This is a genomic window from Nocardioides bruguierae, from assembly GCF_023656415.1.
GTDB lineage: Bacteria > Actinomycetota > Actinomycetes > Propionibacteriales > Nocardioidaceae > Nocardioides > Nocardioides bruguierae.
This window is the reverse complement of record NZ_JAMOIL010000001.1, coordinates 124,684-146,464: the sequence shown is the minus strand read 5'-3', so window position 1 is coordinate 146,464 and position 21,781 is coordinate 124,684. Positions and strand designations below refer to the sequence as shown.

Here is a 21,781-nt window from a genome sequence, read left to right as displayed (position 1 = left end):
GGTCCTCCCGCCACGCTCGCCATGAAGCCTTTACCCATCCCGGACGCCCGCGCAGGTGCGGAGGAACAAGAAACCGTGGCCATGCGAACAACCACATCCAAATTGCCAGAAAGACCATGAGGACTCCCAGGCCCGCCATCCATTTCGTCCAGGTCGACACCTGGCCCGTCGCCGCCGAAACTTCGCCGCCCATGTCCGACACAAATCCCACAGTCAGCAACGTCATCCCGAGAGTCGCGGGCAACAGGAACGCATGCACACCCACCGAACTGGGGTCTCCCGTGAACCAGGTGACCCCGGCGCTGACGTCAGCCTGCCGCCGCCACACCCGGAACGTCTGTATCCACATGCCCGGGATCCCAATGAGCATGATGCCGACAGCGATCCAGTCTCCCGCGTCCATTTGCCACACCGTCCCGTGTCACTTCCAGCAGGACAAATCGAGGTCCTGCGCTGTGCACATGACGTCGTCGATCTCCCAGGCTGACTCCCTGCTGCTTCCCGCGGCTCGCATTGCCGCAACGCGAGCAGGACGAGATGAGCCTTCGCGGCGCTCGCTCGCCTCGTGGAAGTGAGTCAGCTCAGTCCGCGAGCGAGGAATGCTCGAGGGCAGTCCAGAGCAGATCAGCCTCGTGCGAGCAGCGCGACGCACTCGACGTGGTGCGTCATCGGGAAGAGGTCGAAGGCGCGCAGGGCGGTCAGCTCGTAGCCCCGCTCGGCGAACAGGGCGACGTCCCGAGCCAGGGCGGCCGGGTCGCAGGCCACGTACGCGACGGCACGGGGGCTGCGGGCCACGACCTGCTCGACGGCGGCCTTCTTCGCGCCCTCACGCGGCGGGTCGAGGACGACCAGGTCGGCGTGCAGGTCGTCAGTGTCGGGGCCGAACCCGGTCGCCAGCACGGCGGCGACGTCCCCGGCGCGCACGGCCACGTCGGCGGAGGCGGTCGCCAGGTTCTCGACGCTGCGGGCGGATGCCTCGGGGTTGCCCTCGACCAGCGCCACGCTGCCGCCCGAGCCCACGGCCTCCGCGAGGAAGCGGCCGAACAGCCCCACGCCGGCGTACAGGTCGAGCACGGACTCCCCCGGCCTCGGCGCCAGCATCTCCAGCACCGTGGACACCAGCACGTCCGGTGCGGCCGGGTGGACCTGCCAGAAGCCGTCGTCGGCCACGGAGAAGGCCCGCCCCTCGACGACGTGGTCGGAGGGTGCGTGCGCGTCGATCAGGCAGTCGTCCACCTCGACGACGTCGTGGCTGCGGTGCTTGCGCATCCCGGTCCTCCCGCCGCCGAGGTCGACGTAGCGCTGGCGGGTGCGCCAGCGCAGCCCGTCGTCGGCGCGGCCGGGCACCGGCACGGCCTCCACGACGACGTCCGCCCCGACGCCCTCGCTGATGCGGGCGAGCCGCCGCAGCTGCTCGCGCACCACCTGGGTCTTCCACTCCCGCTGGGCGGGCAGGGCCACGTGCTGGAGGTCGCAGCCGCCACAGCCACCCGGCCCGGCGACGGCGCAGGGAGCCTCGACGCGGTCAGGTGAGGCGTCCAGGACCTCGACGGCGTCCCCGCGCCAGAAGCTGTCGCCGTCGGTGCCCTCGGTGATCTCCACGACCACCCGCTCCCCCGGCAACGCGTGCCGGACGAAGACCACCGGCCCGGACTCGGGCCGCAGCACGCAGAAGCCGCCGTGACCGGGCGGGCCGACGACGCCCTCGAGCCGCGTGCCGACGCGGGACTCCCCGCGGGGCTTGCGAGGGCGGTTCGTGCGGGTGCGTCGGTGCTGAGCCACGTCCACGGAGGCTACGCGAACGCGGACGGGAGGCGTCCGTGCGGATACCGTGGCACCCGTGCACGTCGTGATCATGGGATGCGGCCGCGTCGGCTCCACGCTGGCCCGGTCCCTCGAGGACCGCAACCACACCGTGTCGATCATCGACAGCGACCCCGAGGCGTTCCGACGACTCGGCCCCGGGTTCAACGGGGACAAGGTCGCCGGGGTCGGCTTCGACCAGCAGGTGCTGGAGAAGGCGGGCATCCGCCGCGCCGACGCCTTCGCGGCCGTCTCCTCGGGCGACAACTCCAACATCATCGCCGCGCGCGTCGCGCGGGAGACGTTCGGCATCGGCACCGTGTGCGCCCGGATCTACGACCCGGGGCGGGCCGAGGTCTACCAGCGGCTCGGCATCACCACCGTCGCCACGGTGAAGTGGACGTCGGACCAGGTGCTGCGCCGCATCCTGCCCGCGGGCGCCGAGCCCGACTTCCGCGACCCCTCCGGCAAGATCCGGGTCGACCACGTGCGGGTGCCCACCTCGTGGGTCGGCGAGCGGACCATCAACCTCCAGGCCCAGACGCGGTCGCGCATCGCGTGGATCGACCGTCTCGGCGAGGGCATGCTGCCCGGCCGCGAGACGATCCTCCAGGAGGGCGACGTGCTGCACCTGGTCATCCAGGAGGAGCTCGCCGCCCACACCTTCGCCCAGCTCTCCGCCGGGCCCGAGACGGAGCAGTGAGGCAACCGTGAGAGTCGCCATCGCCGGGGCCGGCGCCGTCGGCCGGTCCATCGCCCGTGAGCTCATCGGCAACGGCCACGAGGTCCTGCTGATCGACAAGAACGCCTCCTCGATCAAGCCCGAGCGGGTGCCGGACGCCGAGTGGCTGCTGGCCGACGTCTGCGAGCTGTCGTCCATGGAGGAGGCCCGCCTCGACCGCTGCGACGTGATGATCTGCGCCACCGGTGACGACAAGGCCAACCTCGTGGCCTCGCTGCTGGCCAAGACCGAGTTCGGCGTGCCCCGCACGGTCAGCCGCGTGAACCACCCCAACAACGAGTGGCTGTTCAGCGAGTCCTGGGGCGTCGACGTCAACGTCTCGACCCCGCGCATCATGTCGGCGCTCGTGGAGGAGGCGGTGGCGGTCGGCGACCTCGTCCGCCTGTTCACGTTCCGCCAGGGCAACGCCAACCTGGTCGAGATGACGCTGCCCGAGGACTCCCCCTTCGTCGGCCGCACGCCGCGCGAGTTCCCGCTGCCGGAGAACTGCGCGCTCACCACGATCCTGCGCCAGGGACGCGTCTTCGCACCCGACCCCGACCAGCCGGTGCAGGCGGGCGACGAGCTGCTGCTCGTGGTTCCCGCCGACCTCGAGGACGAGGTGGAGCGACTGCTCGCCCCGTCGATGCACCCGGGCTGAGCGGCCCCAGGCTCCAGCCTGGCGCCGGCTCAGGCCTGGCGGGGCTGCACCGGGGTGCTGTTGCGCCCCAGCACCCACACCATGGACGCCAGCGCCGCCAGCTGGAGCGGCCAGCCGAGGACCACCTTGAGCACCCCGAGGATGCCGATCGCGGTCGAGGCCTCGATCGCGCCGGCCGTGGCGGCCAGCCAGATCGGCACCTGGATCACCACGCGCACCACGCAGGGCACGGCCAGCAGCCAGGTCAGCCGCGAGCACAGCGAGACCACCTGCGGGTCGTCGCGCCACGCGGTGGGCTCACCGGTGACCGAGCCGACCATGAAGCCGACCAGCGGCCACCGCAGGACCGCGGAGAGGCCGAGCCCGACCGCGTAGACGCCGTTGTAGATGAGGCCGGGCAGGAAGTAGGCCAGCGCCTGCGCCTCCTCGTCCCCGCCGCGGCTGGCGGCCAGGTGCACGAAGAGCCAGCCGATCCCGATGCCGACCAGCGCGTTGGCGACGTACTGGATCGTCGAGCGCTGCACCAGCCGCACGAGGAGCAGCAGCACCGCCGCCGCGATCGAGACGGTGAGGGCCAGGCGCAGCTCGTGCAGGAGCAGCCACGTGGCGGTGAACAGCAGGGTCGGGACGGCGGCCTCGACCATGCCCCGGCGTCCGCCGAGGGCCTTGGCCAGCTGACCGCGGACGACGGCCTCGACGGTGTCGGGGGTCGCGTGCTCGGCCGCGTGGGTCTCCGACCCGGTCGAAAAGGACTGGTGCGGGGAGGTCTCGTGCGGGGAGGACTGCTCCCCGGTGCCCGGCTCAGCCACAGGCCTGCGGCACGAGCTCGTAGCGGGGGTGGTAGAGCACCCGGCGGCCGTCGTGGCGCGCGATGCGGCCCTCGGCGGCCAGGCAGACCCCGGTCTCGAGGCCGGTGATCCGGTCGCGCCCGAGCCACACCAGGACGACGGACCCGGTCTCGTCGCACAGGTCGGCCTCCAGCGCGGGGCCGTCACCGATCTGCACGCGGCGCACGTCGCGCACGGTGCCACGGACCCGGACGAGGTCTCGGTCGGGGGCGGCCGCGATGGTGGACGTGCCGACGCGGAGCACGGGCATCGGCATGGTGTCCGGGGCGGGCGGGACCGCCCCGGGGTCCAGCTTCAACGCCGGCGACTCCGCAGGAGCGGCGTTCTTCTTGGCACGGCCTCGGCGCAGGCCTCGGATCTCGGGCACGTGGGGATCCTACGCGCTCAGGACTCGGCGGACCCGGGCTGCTGGGTCGGCTGCTGAGCAGGCTGCTGGCCGGCGGGCTGAGCCGGCTGCTGGCCCGGCTGACCGGGACCCGGCTGGGTGGTGCCGCGGCGCACCGGTCGCGCGTTCTCGGGCAGCCGCAGCGGCAGCGCCTCCCCCACCGGCATCGCGCCCTCGCCGCGGTCGACCACGACGGTGGAGAGGATGGCCTCCCAGCGGGCGGCCGCCTCGGGCGAGCGGGCCGCGCCACCGATGAGGGTGGCGCGCAGCAGCCAGCGGGAGCCGTTGACGCCGATGATGCGCGAGGGCTGCACCCCCTCCCGGCCGTCGGCCAGCGTGCGCTTGAGCTCGCAGCGCAGCTCGGTGCCGAAACGGCCCTCGCCCTCGACGGCGGTGCCGCCGCGCCGGACCATGTCGGCCGCGATCTGCGGGCGGACCTCCGACCACAGGTCGCCGTTGCGGGGCGCCGCGAAGGCGCGCAGCTCCAGCGCTCCGTCGGGGCCGGCGAGGATGACGGCCTGCACGTCGCCGGAGGACTCGTCCACCTGGAGGCGCAGCTCGGTGCCCGAGACGGGCAGCACCTGGAGCGAGCCGAGGTCGACCCGGGTCACGTTGGCCGGCGCCTCCGGCATCTCGGAGACGTCGAACGGGCCACGCTGCTGCTCGGGCCGGGCGTCGTTCTCCGCCGCCGTCGCGTCACCGGCGTCCGGGGTCTCCTCGGTCGTGCCGGTGGGCTCGGCTGCCTTGCGGCGGAATCTCACCTGGTGCTCCTCGCGTCGATCATCTGCGTGCGTGTCGTCCGTGGCGGGTGCGGCGCTCAGGCGCCGGCGAACCCACCGGTGGAACCGTAGCCCCCCGCACCCCGGACGGACTCCGGCAGGCTGTCGGTCTCGGTGAACCGGGCGTGCTCGACCCGCTGGATCACCAGCTGGGCCACGCGGTCCCCGCGGCTCAGCTCGATGGTCTCGGCACGGTCGGTGTTGATCAGCAGCACCTTGACCTCGCCGCGGTAGCCGGCGTCCACGGTGCCCGGGGTGTTGACGATGGAGAGGCCGTGCCGGACCGCCAGCCCGGAGCGAGGGTGCACCAGCGCGACGTAGCCCTCCGGCAGGGCCAGGGCGAGGCCGGTGGGGGCCAGGGCCCGCTCACCGGGGGCCAGCCGCAGGTCCACGGTCGTCACGAGGTCGGCACCGGCGTCCCCCGGCCGGGCGTAGGAGGGCAGCGGCACCTCCGGGTCGAGCCGGACCACCTGCACCTCGAGCGTCGGTTCCACGGGCGGCACCCTAGCCCCGCCCACACGTGCGTGGCCCAGCCCACGCGCGTTCCACGGGCGCCCGCGCATTCGGCCTGCCACGACCCGGGTGGGATGATGTGTCGGTGAGCACTGCCCCGGCCTACCGCGAGCGGCTGTCCGTGCCCCTGCGCTGGTGGGCACAGGCGGTCATGATGATCGCGACCATCTGGCTGGCCGTCGCGGTGGCGGCACCCCTGTGGGTGGCCTCGCTGGTGGCCCTGGGCTTCCTGGCCCTCGTCGCCGTGTGGTTCCTCGGCTACGGCTCCCCGCGCGTCGAGGTCGCCGACGGCGTCCTCACCGCCGGTCGCGCCCGGCTCCCGCTGGCCTACGTCGGCTCGGTCGACGCCCTCGACGCCGAGGACACCCGCCGCGTCGCCGGCCGGGACGCCGACGCGCGGGCCTACCTGCTGCTGCGGCCCTACCGCAAGAAGGCGGTCATGGTGCGCCTGGCAGACCCGCGCGACCCCACGCCGTACTGGCTGGTCAGCACCCGTCGCCCCGAGCAGCTCGCGAGTGCGGTGACGGCCGCCGTGGCCGACGGCGTCGCCTCCGCCTGAGCGCACCACCGCGGCCGTGGCGCCCGGTGCGGTTCACCCACCGGGGCGGCACCACGACGCGTCCGGGTCGATAGGGTCACCACATGGCCCAAGGTTCGAAGCTCTACTCGGTCGGCGCGAGCGTGTCGGCGATCGTCGCCGCGCAGGTGGCGCGCAAGGTCCTCACCTCCGGGTGGCAGGCAGCGACGCGCAAGCAGCCCCCGGCCAACCCGGCCGACCCGGACGTCGAGATGTGGGAGGCCGTCGCCTGGGCGGTCTCGACCGGCGCCGTCATCGCCGTCGCCCGGATGCTCGCCCAGCGTCGGGTCGCGGAGTACTACCGCAAGTCCACCGGCGAGCTGCCCCCGTCGCTCCAGGCCGACTCCGCCTGACCGTCGGGTCCGCCCGGGCCGGCCCCGGACAGCACAGGAGCCCGGCACCCCTCGGGGTGCCGGGCTCCTGTCACGTCCGCGTCAGGCGCAGTCGTTGCAGATCATCTTCTTCGCGTCGGCGAGCGCCGAGCGGTGGTGCACCAGGAAGCAGCTCATGCAGGTGAACTCGTCCTCCTGCTTCGGCTTCACCTCGACGGCCAGCTCCTCGTGGGAGAGGTCGGCGCCCGGCAGCTCGAACGACTCGGCGGCTTCCGCCTCGTCCTCGTCGACCTTGCCGGAGTTCTTGTCGTGGCGGCGGGCCTTGAGCTCCTCGATGCTCTCCTCGGAGGAGTCCTCCTCGTTCTTGCGCGGCGCGTCGTAATCTGTCGCCATCGTGCTCACTCCCTTCCTAGACCTGGGGACCCGGTCCGGAGGGGCGGCATGACGCGCCCTCCTGCCCTGTCGGCGCAGAGTGTGCACCATGTGAGCCCCTCGACCAACACCGATCCGGCGTGGCCTCTCCCGAACCCGGCCACCGGTCCGGCTATTCCACCGTTTCCCCGCCTGCGCACACGTTCGCGTGTGACGTAACCCACCTGTTGGGCCCGGGCGTGTCCCAGGGGTGCGGACGGGGCGGGAAGGTCGGTCGGAGGCGTGCCCCTCAGGCGGGAGCCAGCAGTCCGGCCTCGGTGACGGCCTCGTGCAGGGCTTCGAAGGACGCCGGGGGCGCGCAGAGCACGAACGTGCGCCCGCCGACCCCGGCGAGTACCTCGGCGCGGGCGCCGCCGGCCCGGGCGACCAGCAGCGCGGCCGCGTAGTCCCAGTGGTTCACGCCCTCCTCGGCGTAGGCGTCGACGCGGCCGGAGGCCACCGAGCAGAGGTCGAGCGCGCACGACCCCATGCGGCGGATGTCGCGCACGCGTGGCAGCAGGTGGACCCAGCCCTGCGCCTGGAGGCGTCGCAGGTCGCGGTCGTAGCTGAAGCCGGTGGCCACCAGCATCTGCCCCAGCGGCTGGGGTGCGCGCACCGCGACGGGGCGCCCCGCGCTGGTGCCGCGCGGCCCCTCGGCCGTTAGCACGGCGGCGTGCTCGACGTCGTCGGCGACGTCGAGCACCACCCCGGCCACGGTGAGCCAGCCGTCGTCCGTGAGGACCTCGGCGGCGACGCTGACGGAGTACCGGCCCAGGTCGTAGAGGAAGTTGACGGTGCCGTCGATGGGGTCGAGGACCCACCGCACGCCGGACGTGCCCGGCTCGTCGTCGCCCTCCTCCCCCATGATCGCGTCGTCGGGCCGCCGCTCCCGCAGCAGCCTGCGCAGCAGCTCCTCGGTCGCGCGGTCGGCCTCGGTGACCACGTCGACGTCGCTGGACTTGGTCGCCGCGACCTCCACGTGCCCGGCCCGCTTCTCCCGCACCAGGCTCGCGGCGGCCTCGGCCACCTCGTGGGCGACGGTCAGCAGCGCCCCGGGCAACCCGGGGTCGACGGCGTCGGGCAGGACGAGCGGGTCGGGCGCGCTCACGCCTGCGGCTCCCCGGCCGGCGCCGCGGGGGCCGGGTCGCTGCCGCACAGGGCGGGGCGCGGGTTGCGGGGGTTCGCGCAGCAGCCCTTCGGACACACGTCCCAGCTCGGGCCGAAGGAGCCCACCGAGGCGCGGGCCACGTCCTCACCGCGCTCGACGGCCGCTCGCTCGGTCAGCAGGTCGCGCACCATGGCGACGAAGCGTCCGTCGGTGCCGGCGGTGGCGGAGCGGCGGGCGTGCAGGCCCAGCTCGTTCGCGGTGGCCATGGCCTCGGTGTCGAGGTCGTAGATGACCTCCATGTGGTCGGAGACGAACCCGACGGGGATCATCACGACCGCCGTCGTCCCCTGCTCCTTGAGCGCCTCGAGGTGGTCGTTGACGTCCGGCTCGAGCCACGGGATGTGCGGGGCGCCGGAGCGCGAGCAGTAGACCAACGCGTGGTCGTGCTCGACGCCCGTCTCGGCGGCGACGCGGGCCACGACCTCGGCCATCACCGAGCGGTGCTGGGCGACGTAGGCGCCGCCACCGTCGTAGTCGACCTCCGGGTTGCCCGACTGCTCGTTCATCGCCGTCGGGATCGAGTGGGTGACGAAGGCGAGGTGAGCACCGGCCCGCTCGTCCTCGGGCAGGTCCGCGAGCTGGGCGAGGACGCCGTCGACGACCGGCTCCACGAAGCCCGGGTGGTTGAAGTAGTGGCGCAGCTTGTCGACCACCAGCGGCGAGCCCTCGAGCCCGCCGATGCCCTCCAGGGCGTCCCAGAGGTTCTCGCGGTACTGCCGGCAGGAGGACCACGAGGAGTAGGCGGACGTGGCGAAGGCCGCGACGCGGGTGACGCCGTCCTGCGCCATCTGCTCGAAGGTGTCGTTCAGGTAGGGGTCCCAGTTGCGGTTGCCCCAGTAGACCGGCAGGTCGATGCCGGCGCCGACCAGGTCGGAGCGCAGCTCGGCCAGCAGCGCACGGCACTGGTCGTTGATCGGGGACTTGCCGCCGAAGAGGAAGTAGTGCTCGCCGACCTGCTCGAGCCGCTCGCGGGGGATGCCGCGACCGCGGGTGACGTTCTCCAGGAACGGGACGACGTCCTCGGGCTTCTCCGGGCCGCCGAAGGAGACCAGGAGGAGGGCGTCGTAGGGGCGGACGTCGACGGGGGCCGGCGCGGTGTCGACCGGCTCAGTGCTCTGCATGCCCTCATCGTAGGAACTCCGCGGTCACCCGACCGGGCTGCCCCCGCCCCGGTCCGGGACCCGGGCGCGGGCCCGCCCTCCGCCGTCCCGGATGCTGCTCGCGCGGACGGACTCGCGCGGATTGAGGAGCCGCTGAGAACGGGTCCTAGCCTCGGGGCGTGATGACCCCGTGATCGGCACCTACGGCGCCGTGCTCTCCCACCCCGGCGCCAAGGCCTTCACGCTCGCCGGCCTCGTCGGACGCCTGCCCATCTCCATGGCCGGGCTGGGCATCGTGCTGCTGGTGCAGGCCTCCTCGGGCTCCTACGCGTTGGCCGGGTCCGTCTCCGGGGCGTTCATGGTGGCCAACGCCGGCCTCGCGATCGTGCAGGGGCGGCTCCTGGACCGGGTGGGCCAGGGCCGCGTCGTCGCCGTCACCGCAGTGCTCTTCGCGGTCTCCGCCTCGTTGCTCGTCGTCGCGGTGCAGGCCGGGTGGGCCCTGGGCTGGGTCTACGTCCTCGCCGCCCTCGCCGGTGGGTCGCAGCCGCAGGTCGGCTCGGCCGTGCGCGCTCGGTGGTCGCACGTGCTCGACCGCCCCGGCGACGTCCAGACCGCCTTCGCGCTGGAGGCGGTGCTCGACGAGGTCGTGTTCATGACCGGGCCCGTGCTGGTCACGCTGCTCGCCACGTCCGTGCACCCCACCGCCGGCCTGACCGCCGCCGTCGTGGCGGGTGCCGTGGGCGGCCTCGCGTTCGCCGCCCAGCGCCGCACCGAGCCTCCGGCGCACCCGCGTGAGTCGGGCCTGCCCGACACCCACGGTGGCCCCGGCCCCCGCCCCCGCCTGCCCTGGGCCACCGTGCTGCCGCTGGCCGTCGTGTGCGCCGCGCTGGGCGTCCTCTTCGGCGCCGCGGAGGTCGTGACGGTGGCCTTCAGCGACGAGCAGGGCCGCGAGTCCGCCGCCGGCTTCCTGCTGGCGCTGTACGCCCTGGGGAGCCTGCTGGCCGGCCTCGTGGTCGGCACGATCACCTGGCGCTCCGGGCCCGACGTGCGGGTCCGGTGGGGCGCGGCCGCGATGGCCGTCGCCATGGTGCCGCTCGCGTTCGCACCGAACCTGGTCGTCCTGGGCGTGCTGCTGCTCCTGGGCGGTGCGTCCATCTCCCCCACCATGGTGGCCGCGATGTCGCTGACCGAGGCGTCCGTGCCGCGCGAGCGGCTGACGGAAGGCATGGCCGTCATGCAGACCGGCCTCGTGGCCGGCGTCGCGCCGGGTGCGGCGCTGGCGGGCCTGGTCGTCGACCACGTGGGCGCCTCGCAGGGCTACCTCGTCTCCGTGGCGGCCGGCGTCGTGGCGGCCGTGGCCGCGCAGGCGATCCCGCGGCGTCGTGGGGCCACCGAACCTTCCGCCCCTCTCGCCTCGTCGTAAGGGCGGGGCCGGAACGACCGGCCCGCCGAGAGGAGGACGGGTGGGGACCGACAGACGCGCGGAGTTCACCGACTTCGCCGCCGCACGCCAGCAGTCGCTGCTGCGCGCCGCCTACCTGATGGTCGGCGAGCAGACGCTGGCGCAGGACCTGGTGCAGGAAGCGCTGACCAAGACGTACGTGGCCTGGCCCCGGCTGAGGCGCACGGAGGCCGCGGAGGCTTACACCCGCCGCGCCATCACGACGACCGCGATCAGCTGGTTCCGTCGCAAGTCGTGGTCGCACGAGCGGGTCAGTGAGACACCCGAGGACCTGCGACCCGCCGGCGCCCAGTCCCAGTCCCAGGGTCAGGACGACCACGCGGACGACGTCGCCCGGCGTGACTGGCTCTGGGCCGCGCTCCACCGGCTGCCACCGCGGCAGCGCGCCGCCGTCGTCCTGCGCTACTACGAGGACCTCACCGAGGCCCAGACCGCCGAGGCCCTGGGCTGCGCCGTCGGCACCGTGAAGAGCCAGGTCAACGCCGCGTTCAAGACCCTGCGCGCCGACCTCGGCGAGTCCGCGGGCCGGGCGGACCTGCTGCCCCACCTCGACGACCAGACCACCGACCGGACGGGAGCCACCCGATGAGCACCCCGCGCAACAGCGACCTGCACACCGTGCTGCACGAGCGTGCGGGCGACGCCCCGCTCGGCATCGACCTCGACGCGGTCACCCGCGAGGGCGGGCGCCGCGTGCGCCGCCGTAGGGTCGCCGGCGCCGTGGGCGGCGTCGCCGCGGCCGCGGCGGTGGCGGCCCTCACGATCGGCCTGGCGCAGGGGCCCACCCCGCGGGCCGTGGACCCCGCGGACGGCCCCAGCGAGTCGGCCGGCGGGTCGGCCGGCGAGTCGGCCGACCCGGTCCTGGTCACCTACCCCGACCCGGGCGTCACCATCACCGACCCCGCCCAGGTGGCGCGACGGCTGGCCGAGACGCCCGCGTCCTTCCAGGAGGCGGTGGCCTCTCAGGTGGAGACCCTCCAGCAGGAGTCGACCTGCGACGGCACCGCCCTGGTCGGGATCACCGTCCAGCGCGTCCGCTCCGACGGGTTCGCCTCGGTGGCCGTCAACGACTGCGGCGGGTACCAGGCGCTGTGGGTCCAGGCGGAGGACGGCACCTGGACCGAGGCGCTCGGCACCCAGGACGTCTGGGTCTGCTCCGACCTCGAGGCCCTGGACTTCCCCTCGGACGTGGCGGGCGACCGCTGCGCGGACGCCGACGGCACCGGTGAGCTGATCCGCTACCGGCACGACTGACCGGCACGACCGACCGGCACGACCGAGCGCCTCAGACGCTGGCAGGCCCCTTCGGCAACGGGGCCTGCCAGTTGCGCCAGACGGCCAGCAACCGCCAGACGAGCGCCACCAGTGCGGCCAGGATGCTGACGACCACCACGGGCGGGTCGAACGGCAGCCACCCCGACGTCCCGACGACGGCGACCGCCGCCCCGCCCAGCGCGGGCGTGGCGTACAGCTCGCCGCGGAAGACCACCGGCACGCGACCGGCGAGGACGTCGCGCATCATCCCGCCACCGACGGCGGTGGTCATGCCCATGAGCGCCGCGGGCAGCGGCCCGACGCCGTAGTCCATGGCCTTGAGCGCCCCCGCGACGCAGAACAGGGCGAGGCCGGCCGCGTCGAGCACGGTGATCACCTTCTCCATCCGCCCGAAGGTCGGGTGGAAGGCGAAGACGGCCACGCCGGCCACCGCCGGGGCCAGCAGGTAGCGCCAGTCGACCAGGGCCGCCGGCGGCACCACCCCGATCAGCACGTCACGCAGGAGCCCGCCGCCCAGGCCGGTCACCCCGGCCAGGACGAGGACGCCGAACAGGTCCAGCTCCTTGCGGACGCCGACCAGGCCGCCGGACGCCGCGAAGACGACGATGCCGAGCAGGTCGAGCACCAACAGGGTGGTCCCGACGTCCAGGAACGTGCCGGTCACGGGGGCGTCGGGCGCGGCGAGCGGGGCGGTCAGGGGGGACACGGATCGCAGGGTAGGCGACATTCGCGTTCTGCCTGGTTGTGGGGCGTAACCTTGCGCCCACCGGAGACAGGGCCGCTGACCAGCGGTGCCGCGGGAGCGCAGGAGGAGGTGGCTCGGAGGTGGTGCACCTGACCCTCGCTGGGATCAGCGGGGACGGGAAGCAGCTCCTCCTGGTCAGCGAGGCCGGCGTCCGCTTCACCGTCGACAACGACTCCCGGCTCCGCGCCGCCCTGTCGGGCGACACCGCATCCCAAGGCCAGTTGGAGATCACCATGGACAGCGCCCTCCGCCCCCGCGAGATCCAGGCCCGGATCCGCGCCGGCGAGACCCCCGAGGCGGTCGCCGAGGCGGCGCGCACCAGCGTCGAGCGCATCCAGCCCTACGCGGGCCCGGTGCTGGCCGAGCGTGAGCACATGGCCCAGCGCGCACAGCGGTCGTCGGTGCGCGGTCGCGAGGCCGAGGGCCCCCGCATCCTCGGCCGCGCGGTGACGGAGCGCCTCTCGGGCCTGGGCCTGCACTCCGACGTGGTCTCGTGGGACTCCTGGCGCCGCGAGGACGGCCGCTGGGTGCTGGTCGGCGAGTTCGCCACCCCGGACCGCACCGGCATGGCCCGGTTCACCTTCGACCCGCCCGGCAACTACGTGGTGATGGACAACGACGAGGCCAAGTGGCTGATCGGCGAGCCGCTGCCCGAGCCGGAGCCCGCCCGCGACGACCTGCGCCTCGCCCGCGAGCGCCGCCTGGCCGCGGCGCAGCCCTCCGACGACGAGCCGCTGGAGTTCGTGGCCTCCATGGAGGCCTACCTCGACGTGCCGACCGACGCCGCCGACGCCCCGGCTCGGCCCACGGCCGAGCCGGAGGCACCGGAGGACACGGTCGTGGAGCCGCTGGCGGACCCGGTGGCCGAGCCCGCCGAGCCCGCCGTCCAGCAGTCGTCCGCTCCGGAGCCGGTCGCTGAGGCGCCCGCCGCCGACGAGCCCGCCGAGGAGCCGACCAAGCCCGCGCGCCGCCCCAGCCGCAAGCGCGGACGGGCCTCCGTCCCGTCGTGGGACGAGATCATGTTCGGCAACAGCCAGGACTGAGCAACACCCGCGGCCGCCGCGCCCGCTACTCCCCCGTGGCCACCGGCCGCGAGGGGTCGGTGACCCAGTGGCTCCAGCTGCCGGGGTACAGCGCGGCACGCACGCCCGCCACCTCCAGCGCCAGGACGTCGAGGGCCGCGGTGACGCCCGAGCCGCAGTACACCGCCACGTCCGCGCCCGGCACGGCGCCGAGGCCGGCGTAGCGCTCCGCCAGCACGTCGGGGGCCAGGAACAGCCCGTCCGCGCCGAGGTTCGCGGTGCTGGGGGCGTTGCGGGCACCGGGGACGTGCCCCGCGACCGGGTCCACGGGCTCGACCTCGCCCCGGAAGCGCTCCGGCGCCCGGGCGTCCAGGAGCACGTCGACCCCGGGCACCGCCGAGGCCTCGACGACGGGCATCCGGCCCGGCGTCAGCGTCACGTCGCCCGGCTCCGGGTCGACGGGACCGGTCTCCAGCGGCAGCCCGGCGGCGACCCAGGCGGCGAGCCCGCCGTCCAGCACCGCGACGTCGTCGACACCGTGGTGGCGCAGCAGCCACCAGCACCGGGCGGCGGCGTGGCCGGACCAGTCGTCGAGCACCACGACCGGCACCCCCGAGCGCACGCCCGCGGCCCGCATCGCGTCCTGGAGCACCGAGGTCTGCGGCAGCGGGTGCCGGCCGCCGTCCCCGGGGGCGCCTGCCAGAGCCGAGTCCAGGTCGACGTAGGCGGCGCCCGGCAGGTGCCCGGCCTCGTGCTCGTCGGGGCCCGCCGGGCCGCCCAGGCGGTAGCGGACGTCGAGCAGCGTGACCGGCAGTCCGGCCTCCAGGTGGGTGCGGAGCGTGGCGATGTCGACGAGCGGGCTGGTCAGCATGGACGCCATCCTGCCGGGCCGCCTCGGCGTCTCTCCCGGGGGCACGCCGGGCCGAGGCCCCGCGGGTCACCGCCGAGCCGGACGTGAGAGGATCACGCCCCGTGGCCGAGCTCCAGTTCTTCACCGGCACGATGGACTCCGGCAAGTCCACGTTGGCCCTCCAGACCAACCACAACCACGCCGCCCGCGGGCGCGCGGGGCGCATCTTCGTGACCCGTGACCGGGCTGGCGCCGGACGCATCACCAGCCGCCTGGGGCTGACCCACGACGCCGCCGAGGTCGGCCCGGAGTTCGACTTCTGGTCCTACGTGGTCAGCGAGCTCACCCACGGCGCGCGCATCGACTACCTCGTGTGCGACGAGGCGCAGTTCTACACGCCCGAGCAGATCGACGGCCTCGCCAAGATCGTCGACGAGCTGCAGATCGACGTGTTCGCGTTCGGCATCCTCACCGACTTCCGCACCCAGCTGTTCCCGGGTGCCGCCCGGCTGGTGGAGCTGGCCGACCGGATGAACGTGCTCCAGGTCGAGGCCCTGTGCTGGTGCGGCAAGCGCGCCACCCACAACGCCCGCACCGAGAACGGCGTGATGGTCGTCGAGGGCGACCAGGTGGTCGTCGGCGACGTCGAGCAGGGCGAGCACGTGCACGGCCGCGGCGGGGACGCCGACGTCGACGTCGCCTACGAGGTCCTCTGCCGCCAGCACCACCGCCGCAGGCTCACCGCCGCGCGCGCCAAGGCGGTCTCCCTCGCCCCCGAGCCGCTGCCCTTCGGGTGACGCCGCCGGTCACCCTGCGCGCGTTCACGCTCCAGGACGCGGGCGTGGTGGCCTCCTGGGCCCTCGACCCGGCCTTCGTCGCGCTGGCCGGCTGGTCGTGCCGCACGGCTGCCGAGCACCGCGAGCACCAGCGGCGGCTGGTGAGCCGCTCCGCCCGGTTCCCCGGGTGGGAGCGCCTGGCGGCGACCACACCGGGCCTGGGCGTCGTCGGCTACCTCGACCTCGCCGCGGGGCCGGACGCGACCGAGGTGGGCTACGCCGTGGGGCCCTCCGCCCGGTGGGGCCGAGGCCTCGGCTCCGCCGTGCTCGCGGCCGGGGTCGTCGAGGCCGGTCGTCGGGGGCTGCCGGCCCTCCTCGCACTGGTCTCCCCCGCGCACGCCCGCTCCCGGGGCGTGCTGCGGGCGTGCGGGTTCACCCGCGTCCACGCGGGGGCCGACACCGAGACCTGGCGCCTGGGCCTGGGGACGAAGCCGGTCGATGAGTCCGGTCCCACCCTGCGACGCTGACGCGTCGTAGGCTGCCGCGCGTGGACGACGGTCGGGTGGTGGCGCTGCACCGCAGCGCCGAGCACACCTTCAGCAAGCAGCCGCACGCGCAGCTGCGCCTCGTGGCCGGCCTCGGCGTCGAGGGCGACGCGCACGCGGGTGCGACCGTGCGGCACCGATCCCGCGTCGCGCAGGACCCGACGCAGCCGAACCTGCGTCAGGTCCACCTCGTCGCCGCCGAGCTGCTGGACGAGCTCGTGGAGGCCGGCTTCGCGGTCGCTCCCGGTGACCTCGGCGAGAACGTGACCACCCGCGGCCTCGACCTTCTGAGCCTCCCCGTCGGCACGGTCGTGGCGCTCGGGGACGAGACCCGGATCGGCCTCACCGGCCTGCGCAACCCCTGCGCCCAGATCGAGTCCTTCTCCCCCGGCCTGCTCGAGCGCGTGGTCGGCCGGGGCGACGACGGTGCCGTCGTCCGCCGCGCAGGCGTCATGGGCGTCGTGCTGGCGGGCGGGGACGTGCGCGTCGGCGACCGGGTCCGCGTCGCCCTGCCCCCGCTGCCGCACGCCCCGATGGAGCGCGTGTAGCCCCAGTTCGAGCCCCAGACCGAGCTCGAGCCCGCGTCCGTCAGTCCACGAGGAGCGGGACGAGCATCTCCTCGTCGGTGAGCGAGCCGTGCATGCCGACGAGCCTGGCCTCGTAGGCCATCTCGACGCTCGCCACCACCGAGGCCCGGTCGCGGCAGGCCACGAGCACGTCACCGATGCGCGGCACCACGCCGGCGTCCAGGGGCCCGAACCAGCCCTCGTCGACGGCCTCGTCGCGGGTGACGACGACGGCGGTGGAGCCCATCGCCTCGCGCCAGGCGGCCACGACGTCGTCATGCGCGCCGCGCGCGCAGTAGAGCTGCCGGAACCGGGCCTCGCCGCCGAACAGGGTCACGCCGTCGCGCAGGTCGGTGCGCACGTCCACGTCGACCTGGGTCGCGGGGTCGGCGTCCACCATGCCGTGGTCGGCCAGCACCAGCAGCCGCACGTGCGGGGGCAGCTCCTCGCGCAGCTGCTCGGCCTGGGCGTCGATCATCGCCAGCTGCGCCTGCCAGTGGTGGCTGGCGACGCCGTAGCGGTGCCCCGTCCAGTCGAGGTCGCCGTCGTAGAGGTAGGTGAGCGAGGGCCCACGGCCGGCGGCGGCCACGGCCGCGGCGATGCGCTCGCCCACGCGGTCGGCACCGACGAAGTCGGCGCCCCGCTGGGCGGCCGTGGTGAGACCGGAGCCCTCGAACTCGCGCTTGTTCACCACGGTGACGTCGCAGCCGGTGGCGCGCAGGCGGCCGAAGGCGGTGCGGTGGGGCTGCCAGTCGCGCGGGTCGACGTCGCGGTCCCACTGGAGCGCGTTGAGCAGGTCGTTGGTGCCGGGGACCCGCGAGAGGTAGCCGACGACGCCGTGGGTGCCGGGCAGCAGGCCGGTGCTGAGGCTGGTGAGGCTCGTGGCGGTGGTGGTGGGGACGCCGGCGGTCAGCCGCGTCCCCGGGCGCAGCAGGTCGGAGAGGAACGGCGCCATGTCGGCGTGCTGCTCCAGCAGCCGCAGGCCGAGCCCGTCGACGAGGAAGACCACGTAGGCGGCCGCGTCCTCCAGCTCCAGCGGCGAGCTCTCCTGGATGGGCTGGCCCACGGCGCGCGCGATCGCGGGCACCACGTCGGAGAGGGCGGCGGTGCCGTACGCGGGCAGCCGGAACCGGGCGTCGTCGGCCAAGGCGGGTCCGGTGGTCAGGAGGTCTGCGTGAGGGCCGAGAGGCTCTCGGCGAACGCGAGCAGCCCGGTCACGGCCTCGACCCCGTCGGCCGCCGCGGAGACCCGCAGCGAGAAGTCGTCCGAGGCCAGGACGCCGGTGTAGCCGTGGTCCGCCTCGCAGCTGGGGTCGTTGCAGCCGGCGGGCTCGAGGTCGAGCCGCCCGACGCCGCCCCAGCCGATCGTCATGTTCGCCTCGGCGGGCGTGCTCGGGCCCTTGGACGGGTTGGTGACCATCCGCGTGACCACCACGGAGGAGACCGACGTCAGCCGGATCGCCTCGGTGGAGGTGGAGGTGTAGGGCTCCGGGAGCAGGTCGTCGCCGGCGTGCTCGTCGGTGTGCGCCAGGACCAGGCGGGTCGGGGTCAGCACCAGCACCGAGAGGTGGCGGCGCACCTCGTCGTGCTCGAACGTCGGCTCGTGGTGGACGAAGAAGGACACGACCTGCTCGCCGGCCAGGGCCGCCGAGACCCCGTCGGCCACGACGTCGGGGTAGTAGCCGGTCCGGTCGATGGCCCGGCGCAGGTCCGCCTGTCGGTCACGGTCGTCGGTACGGGTGCTCCGCATGCCGTCAGTCTCGCACGCGCACCTGTGCGCCCCACGGGTAGCCCCGGCGCACCTCAGAACTCGTAGCCGAAGGCCGCCACGTCGCGGGCGAAGACCGCCTCGACCCGGCGGCGCATGGGCTCGGAGTAGGCCTCGCGGTAGGCCTCCGGGTCGCCGGCGAGGTCCGGCCCGTCGGTCAGCGGGGTCCAGGGGAGCTCGAGCCGCGCGACGACGGCCCGCAGGTCGGCCTCGAGGCTCTCCTGCCGACCGATCAGGTCGGCCCGGCGTCCGCGGGTGGTCAGGTAGCGCACCTGCGGGGTCTGCAGCCGCTGGTACTCCCCCAGCCCGCGCATCACGAACGCCTCGAAGTCCTCGCAGGTCTCCCCGACCTCGGCCAGGAACTGCTGGCGTCGCTCCCCGCCCTCGGCGCTCGCGGTGCCGGTGCGCACGCGCTCCACGTGCCGCCACCAGGACCAGGTGCGTGCCCACGGGTTGCGGACGACCCCGAAGGTCCAGTGACCCGTCAGGCCGGGCTCCGCGCGCAGCAGCTGGCCCAGCGGCGCGTGCCGGTCGACGCCGGGCAGGCGTCGGGCGTCGGGCAGCAGCTCGCGCAGCCTCCCGGCCACCACGGCGCCGCCGGTCTGCTGGACGTGGACGAACAGCAGCCGGGCGCGGTCGGAGATGATCACGAGCGCAGGATAGGAGCGTCAGCTCGGCAGGGTGTCGCCGGCCTGCTGGCCCAGGCGTCGCACGAACCAGTCCGAGCGGGCCGCCGGGCCGGGCTCCAGGCGTCCCTCGGCGGCCAGCACGGTCGCCCCGTCGGGGCCGGCCAGGATGAGGCCGAGCTCGAGCGTGGAGACCTGCGGCAGGTCGTGCTGGAGCTGCGCGACCCGCTGGATCAGCCGCTCCACCTCCCGGATGTCGACCACGTCCGCGCCGCGGTAGCCGAACAGCAGCGGCGCCGAGCGCACCTCGCGCACCATCGTGGACGCGTCGCGGCCGGTCAGCGGCGGGATGCGGTAGGACCGGTCCTCCAGCAGCTCGGTGAGCGGGCCGGAGATGCCGAAGGAGACCACCGGGCCGAAGAGCGGGTCCTCGATGGAGCGGATGGAGATCGGGACGCCGGGGGCCGCGGTGCGCTGCACCACGAACCCGGCCCGCGAGGGGTCGCCGACGACCTGCGTGAGGGTCGCCCAGGCGTCCCGCATCATGTGGGCGCCGTCGATGTTGCGCCACACGTGGGCCAGGTCGGGCCGCTCGCGCAGGTGCTCGGCGGTCGCCTTGAGCACGACGTCCCAGCCGAGGTCGACGCCCGCCTTGATCGCCTCGCCGACGGAGGTGACCGGCACGGACGGGGAGGTCTCGATCCCGTAGGCGGACAGCAGCGTCGCCACGTCCTCCTGGGAGAGCTCCACGGTGCCGCTGGCCCCGCGCAGCCGGTCGGCCACGAGCGTCCGGGCGCCGATCACGTCGACGGAGTCGTCCTCCGCGGGGCTGCCCTCGGGCGTGCGCAGCCACACGGAGTACTCCACCACCCGCGCCAGGGCGCGCACGGCGGCCTCGACCGCCGGGTAGGACGGCACCGAGCCGCGGCCGGCCGCGGTGCCCGCCACGTCGGGCACCCGGAGCAGCTCGGGCACGCCCTCGACGCCGAGGAAGCTGGAGACCAGCGGCTTGTCGGACTGCTCGCCGATGGCCGCCAGCACGTTCGCGACCTCGTCGCCGGAGACGTTGAGCGGCGGGATGTAGACCGCGATCACGGAGTCGACGTCGGGGTCGTCGATGGCGGCGTCCAGCGCGTCCTCGAAGTCGGAGGCGTCGGCCTCGGCGCCGAGCGAGACGGACTTGTTGACCACCAGGCCGACCGCGGCGGCCGCGTCGGCGGCGAGCAGGCCGAGCGCGTCGGAGTTGCCGACGATGGCCACGCGGCGCCCGCGGGGCAGCGGCTGGTGGGCCACCAGCTGGGCGACGTCGAACATCTCCTCCAGGTTGTCGACCTGGATGATGCCCGCCTGGCGGAACATCGCGTCCACGGCGGCCGGGGGCGCGGCGATCTTGCGGACCGCGTGACCCATGGGCACGCCCTGGGTGGTGCGCCCGGAGCGGACGGCCACGACGGGCTTGCGCTGGGAGACCCGACGGGCGATCCGGGAGAACTTGCGCGGGTTGCCGATGGACTCCAGGTACATCATCACGACCTCGGTCGCCTCGTCCTCCTCCCAGTACTGCAGGAGGTCGTTGCCGGAGACGTCGGCGCGGTTGCCCGCCGAGACGAACGTCGACAGACCCAGGCCCCGGTTCTGCACCTTCTCCAGGATGGCCGAGCCCAGGGCGCCGGACTGGCAGAAGAAGCCGGCGCGACCGCGCGGCGGCATGACCTGGGAGAGCGAGGCGTTGATCGACACCTCGGACTGCGTGTTGATGATGCCGAGGCAGTTGGGGCCGATCAGGCGCAGGCCGTAGGAGCGGGACAGGCCGACGAGGCGGCGCTGGCGGGCGCGGCCCTCCTCGCCGGTCTCGGCGAACCCGGAGGAGATCACCACGAGGCCGTGCACGCCCTTGGCGGCGCAGTCGAGCACCACGTCCTGCACCGCGTCGGCCGGCACCGCGACCACGGCGAGGTCGACGTCGTCCGGGATGTCGACGACGTTGGAGAAGGCGGGGAGGCCCGAGACGGCCGAGCCGGTGGGGTTCACGGCGTACACGCGCCCGGTGAAGTCGCCCATGACCAGGTTGCGCACCAGCGTCTGACCGATGGTGTCCTGACGTCGCGAGGCACCGATGATCGCCACCGAGCGCGGGTGGAAGAACCGCTCGATGCTGGCGGCCTCGGCCCGGTGCTCGCGGGCCTGCATGACACCGATGGCGGTGTCGGTGGCGTCGATCGGGAACTCGAGCTGGATGACGCCGTCCTCGTACTCCGAGACGACCTTGTAGCCGGCGTCGCGGAAGGTCTGGATCATCCGCGTGTTGTCGGGCAGGACCTCGGCGATGAACCGGTCGACCTTGCGCTCGCGACCCGCCTGGGCCAGGTGCTCGAGCAGCACCTGGGCGATGCCGCGCCCCTGGTGCTGGTCCTCCACGAGGAACGCCACCTCGGCCTCGCCGGGCCGGATGAGGTCGTAGCGGCCGACGGCGATCATCTGCTGCTGGAGCATGAGCACGAACGCCACCCGGTCGCGGTGGTCGACGTGGGTGAACCGGAAGACGTCCTTGTCCGACAGCCGCGGCATCGGGGAGAAGAACCGGTAGTACTTCGAGCGGTCGGAGACACGGCTGTAGAACTCGACCAGGAGCTCGGCGTCGTCCGGGCCGATGGGCCGGATGTGGGCGGTGCGCCCGTCGCGCAGCAGCACGTCGGCGGCCCAGTGCTTGGGCGCGACCGGCACGTCGGCGACCTCGACGTGCACCTCGGGGCCCGTGGCCGTGCTGGTGGCACCGGTGGTGGGGGTCGCTCCGGTCGTGGGGGTCTGGCCGTCGCTCACGGGCAGCAATCTACCCGCGCGGGCACGCC

25 protein-coding genes are annotated in these 21,781 nt (G+C 74.2%); 11 read left to right on the top strand and 14 right to left on the bottom strand.

The features are described from left to right. Nucleotides 1-624 precede the first annotated feature (624 nt). On the bottom strand, nucleotides 625-1,782 hold the full coding sequence (locus M8330_RS00770; RefSeq protein WP_250825782.1) for a class I SAM-dependent RNA methyltransferase: 1,158 nt from the start codon (nucleotides 1,780-1,782) through the stop codon (nucleotides 625-627). Between the two features lie 58 nt (nucleotides 1,783-1,840). Between M8330_RS00770 and M8330_RS00765 the strand changes: the two genes are divergently transcribed. Both M8330_RS00765 and M8330_RS00760 read left to right on the top strand, forming a co-directional pair. Then, nucleotides 1,841-2,506 (top strand): potassium channel family protein, encoded by a 666-nt coding sequence (locus M8330_RS00765; RefSeq protein WP_250825781.1) that lies wholly within the window; start codon nucleotides 1,841-1,843, stop codon nucleotides 2,504-2,506. A gap of 7 nt (nucleotides 2,507-2,513) precedes the next feature. After that, a complete protein-coding gene (locus M8330_RS00760; protein WP_250051879.1) occupies nucleotides 2,514-3,185 on the top strand; it encodes a potassium channel family protein in 672 nt (223 codons plus the stop codon). A gap of 29 nt (nucleotides 3,186-3,214) precedes the next feature. Here the strand turns inward: M8330_RS00760 and M8330_RS00755 are convergent, their stop codons facing one another. The 4 genes from M8330_RS00755 to dut are packed head-to-tail and all read right to left on the bottom strand — an operon-like array spanning nucleotide 3,215 to nucleotide 5,691. Beyond that, on the bottom strand, nucleotides 3,215-3,994 hold the full coding sequence (locus M8330_RS00755; RefSeq protein WP_250825780.1) for a DUF3159 domain-containing protein: 780 nt from the start codon (nucleotides 3,992-3,994) through the stop codon (nucleotides 3,215-3,217). Continuing rightward, on the bottom strand, nucleotides 3,987-4,400 hold the full coding sequence (locus M8330_RS00750; protein ID WP_250051877.1) for an OB-fold nucleic acid binding domain-containing protein: 414 nt from the start codon (nucleotides 4,398-4,400) through the stop codon (nucleotides 3,987-3,989). Before M8330_RS00750 ends, M8330_RS00755 begins: the two co-directional genes overlap by 8 nt. Nucleotides 4,401-4,417: 17 nt before the next feature. Then, entirely contained in the window at nucleotides 4,418-5,179 is a 762-nt protein-coding gene (locus M8330_RS00745) for a DUF3710 domain-containing protein (protein WP_250825779.1), read from the bottom strand. A gap of 56 nt (nucleotides 5,180-5,235) precedes the next feature. Beyond that, nucleotides 5,236-5,691, bottom strand: coding sequence for a dUTP diphosphatase (gene dut, locus M8330_RS00740; protein WP_250825778.1), 456 nt, complete (start codon nucleotides 5,689-5,691; stop codon nucleotides 5,236-5,238). A 104-nt stretch (nucleotides 5,692-5,795) separates the two neighbouring features. Here dut and M8330_RS00735 point away from each other — a divergent pair, with 104 nt between their 5' ends. Beyond that, entirely contained in the window at nucleotides 5,796-6,269 is a 474-nt protein-coding gene (locus M8330_RS00735; RefSeq protein WP_250825777.1) for a DUF3093 domain-containing protein, read from the top strand. 83 nt (nucleotides 6,270-6,352) lie between these two features. After that, nucleotides 6,353-6,640 carry a DUF4235 domain-containing protein gene (locus M8330_RS00730; protein ID WP_250051870.1) on the top strand — a complete coding sequence of 96 codons (288 nt, stop codon included), beginning with the start codon at nucleotides 6,353-6,355 and terminating at the stop codon, nucleotides 6,638-6,640. 81 nt (nucleotides 6,641-6,721) lie between these two features. Here M8330_RS00730 and M8330_RS00725 read toward each other — a convergent pair whose 3' ends face one another. The 3 genes from M8330_RS00725 to M8330_RS00715 all read right to left on the bottom strand — a co-directional run bounded on the left by M8330_RS00725 (nucleotide 6,722) and on the right by M8330_RS00715 (nucleotide 9,319). Continuing rightward, nucleotides 6,722-7,012 (bottom strand): DUF4193 domain-containing protein, encoded by a 291-nt coding sequence (locus tag M8330_RS00725; RefSeq protein ID WP_250052356.1) that lies wholly within the window; start codon nucleotides 7,010-7,012, stop codon nucleotides 6,722-6,724. Nucleotides 7,013-7,280: 268 nt separating this feature from the next. Then, a complete protein-coding gene (locus M8330_RS00720; protein WP_250825776.1) occupies nucleotides 7,281-8,138 on the bottom strand; it encodes an inositol monophosphatase family protein in 858 nt (285 codons plus the stop codon). Beyond that, the gene (locus tag M8330_RS00715; protein WP_250825775.1) at nucleotides 8,135-9,319 is read right to left on the bottom strand and encodes a ferrochelatase; all 1,185 of its coding nucleotides are present in this window, start codon (nucleotides 9,317-9,319) and stop codon (nucleotides 8,135-8,137) included. Before M8330_RS00715 ends, M8330_RS00720 begins: the two co-directional genes overlap by 4 nt. A 169-nt stretch (nucleotides 9,320-9,488) precedes the next feature. Here M8330_RS00715 and M8330_RS00710 point away from each other — a divergent pair, with 169 nt between their 5' ends. The 3 genes from M8330_RS00710 to M8330_RS00700 are packed head-to-tail and all read left to right on the top strand — an operon-like array spanning nucleotide 9,489 to nucleotide 12,014. Then, entirely contained in the window at nucleotides 9,489-10,721 is a 1,233-nt protein-coding gene (locus tag M8330_RS00710) for an MFS transporter (RefSeq protein WP_250825774.1), read from the top strand. Nucleotides 10,722-10,761: 40 nt separating this feature from the next. Further along, a complete protein-coding gene (locus M8330_RS00705; protein ID WP_250825773.1) occupies nucleotides 10,762-11,349 on the top strand; it encodes a SigE family RNA polymerase sigma factor in 588 nt (195 codons plus the stop codon). Next, complete coding sequence (locus M8330_RS00700) at nucleotides 11,346-12,014, top strand: hypothetical protein (protein ID WP_250825772.1); 669 nt, start codon at nucleotides 11,346-11,348, stop codon at nucleotides 12,012-12,014. Before M8330_RS00705 ends, M8330_RS00700 begins: the two co-directional genes overlap by 4 nt. 31 nt (nucleotides 12,015-12,045) lie before the next feature. Here M8330_RS00700 and M8330_RS00695 read toward each other — a convergent pair whose 3' ends face one another. Continuing rightward, a complete protein-coding gene (locus M8330_RS00695) occupies nucleotides 12,046-12,741 on the bottom strand; it encodes a trimeric intracellular cation channel family protein (RefSeq protein WP_308196215.1) in 696 nt (231 codons plus the stop codon). Between the two features lie 119 nt (nucleotides 12,742-12,860). On the opposite strand from M8330_RS00695, the gene sepH reads away from it, so the two are divergent. Further along, nucleotides 12,861-13,823 carry a septation protein SepH gene (gene sepH, locus M8330_RS00690; RefSeq protein ID WP_250825771.1) on the top strand — a complete coding sequence of 321 codons (963 nt, stop codon included), beginning with the start codon at nucleotides 12,861-12,863 and terminating at the stop codon, nucleotides 13,821-13,823. Nucleotides 13,824-13,848: 25 nt separating this feature from the next. Here the strand turns inward: sepH and M8330_RS00685 are convergent, their stop codons facing one another. Beyond that, on the bottom strand, nucleotides 13,849-14,673 hold the full coding sequence (locus tag M8330_RS00685) for a sulfurtransferase (RefSeq protein ID WP_308196214.1): 825 nt from the start codon (nucleotides 14,671-14,673) through the stop codon (nucleotides 13,849-13,851). Between the two features lie 101 nt (nucleotides 14,674-14,774). Between M8330_RS00685 and M8330_RS00680 the strand changes: the two genes are divergently transcribed. From M8330_RS00680 to M8330_RS00670, 3 genes are read left to right on the top strand one after another with little or no spacing between them, the layout of a single operon-like run. Then, entirely contained in the window at nucleotides 14,775-15,449 is a 675-nt protein-coding gene (locus M8330_RS00680; RefSeq protein WP_250051860.1) for a thymidine kinase, read from the top strand. Further along, nucleotides 15,446-15,955 (top strand): GNAT family N-acetyltransferase, encoded by a 510-nt coding sequence (locus M8330_RS00675; protein ID WP_250825769.1) that lies wholly within the window; start codon nucleotides 15,446-15,448, stop codon nucleotides 15,953-15,955. The genes M8330_RS00680 and M8330_RS00675 overlap by 4 nt, the downstream gene beginning before the upstream one ends. 20 nt (nucleotides 15,956-15,975) lie before the next feature. After that, entirely contained in the window at nucleotides 15,976-16,521 is a 546-nt protein-coding gene (locus tag M8330_RS00670; RefSeq protein ID WP_250825768.1) for an MOSC domain-containing protein, read from the top strand. Nucleotides 16,522-16,561: 40 nt separating this feature from the next. On the opposite strand, the gene M8330_RS00665 is transcribed toward M8330_RS00670, so the two are convergent. Genes M8330_RS00665 through M8330_RS00650 form a run of 4 tightly spaced genes read right to left on the bottom strand, consistent with a single transcriptional unit; the run spans nucleotide 16,562 to nucleotide 21,752 of the window. Next, complete coding sequence (locus tag M8330_RS00665) at nucleotides 16,562-17,686, bottom strand: alkaline phosphatase family protein (RefSeq protein ID WP_250825767.1); 1,125 nt, start codon at nucleotides 17,684-17,686, stop codon at nucleotides 16,562-16,564. 14 nt (nucleotides 17,687-17,700) lie between these two features. Next, on the bottom strand, nucleotides 17,701-18,288 hold the full coding sequence (locus M8330_RS00660) for a DUF5998 family protein (RefSeq protein WP_250051853.1): 588 nt from the start codon (nucleotides 18,286-18,288) through the stop codon (nucleotides 17,701-17,703). Nucleotides 18,289-18,341: 53 nt separating this feature from the next. Beyond that, on the bottom strand, nucleotides 18,342-18,956 hold the full coding sequence (locus tag M8330_RS00655; RefSeq protein WP_250825766.1) for a sulfotransferase family protein: 615 nt from the start codon (nucleotides 18,954-18,956) through the stop codon (nucleotides 18,342-18,344). An 18-nt stretch (nucleotides 18,957-18,974) separates the two neighbouring features. Beyond that, nucleotides 18,975-21,752, bottom strand: a complete 2,778-nt coding sequence (locus M8330_RS00650) for a bifunctional acetate--CoA ligase family protein/GNAT family N-acetyltransferase (protein ID WP_250051850.1) — start codon at nucleotides 21,750-21,752, stop codon at nucleotides 18,975-18,977. Between the last annotated feature and the right edge of the window lie 29 nt (nucleotides 21,753-21,781).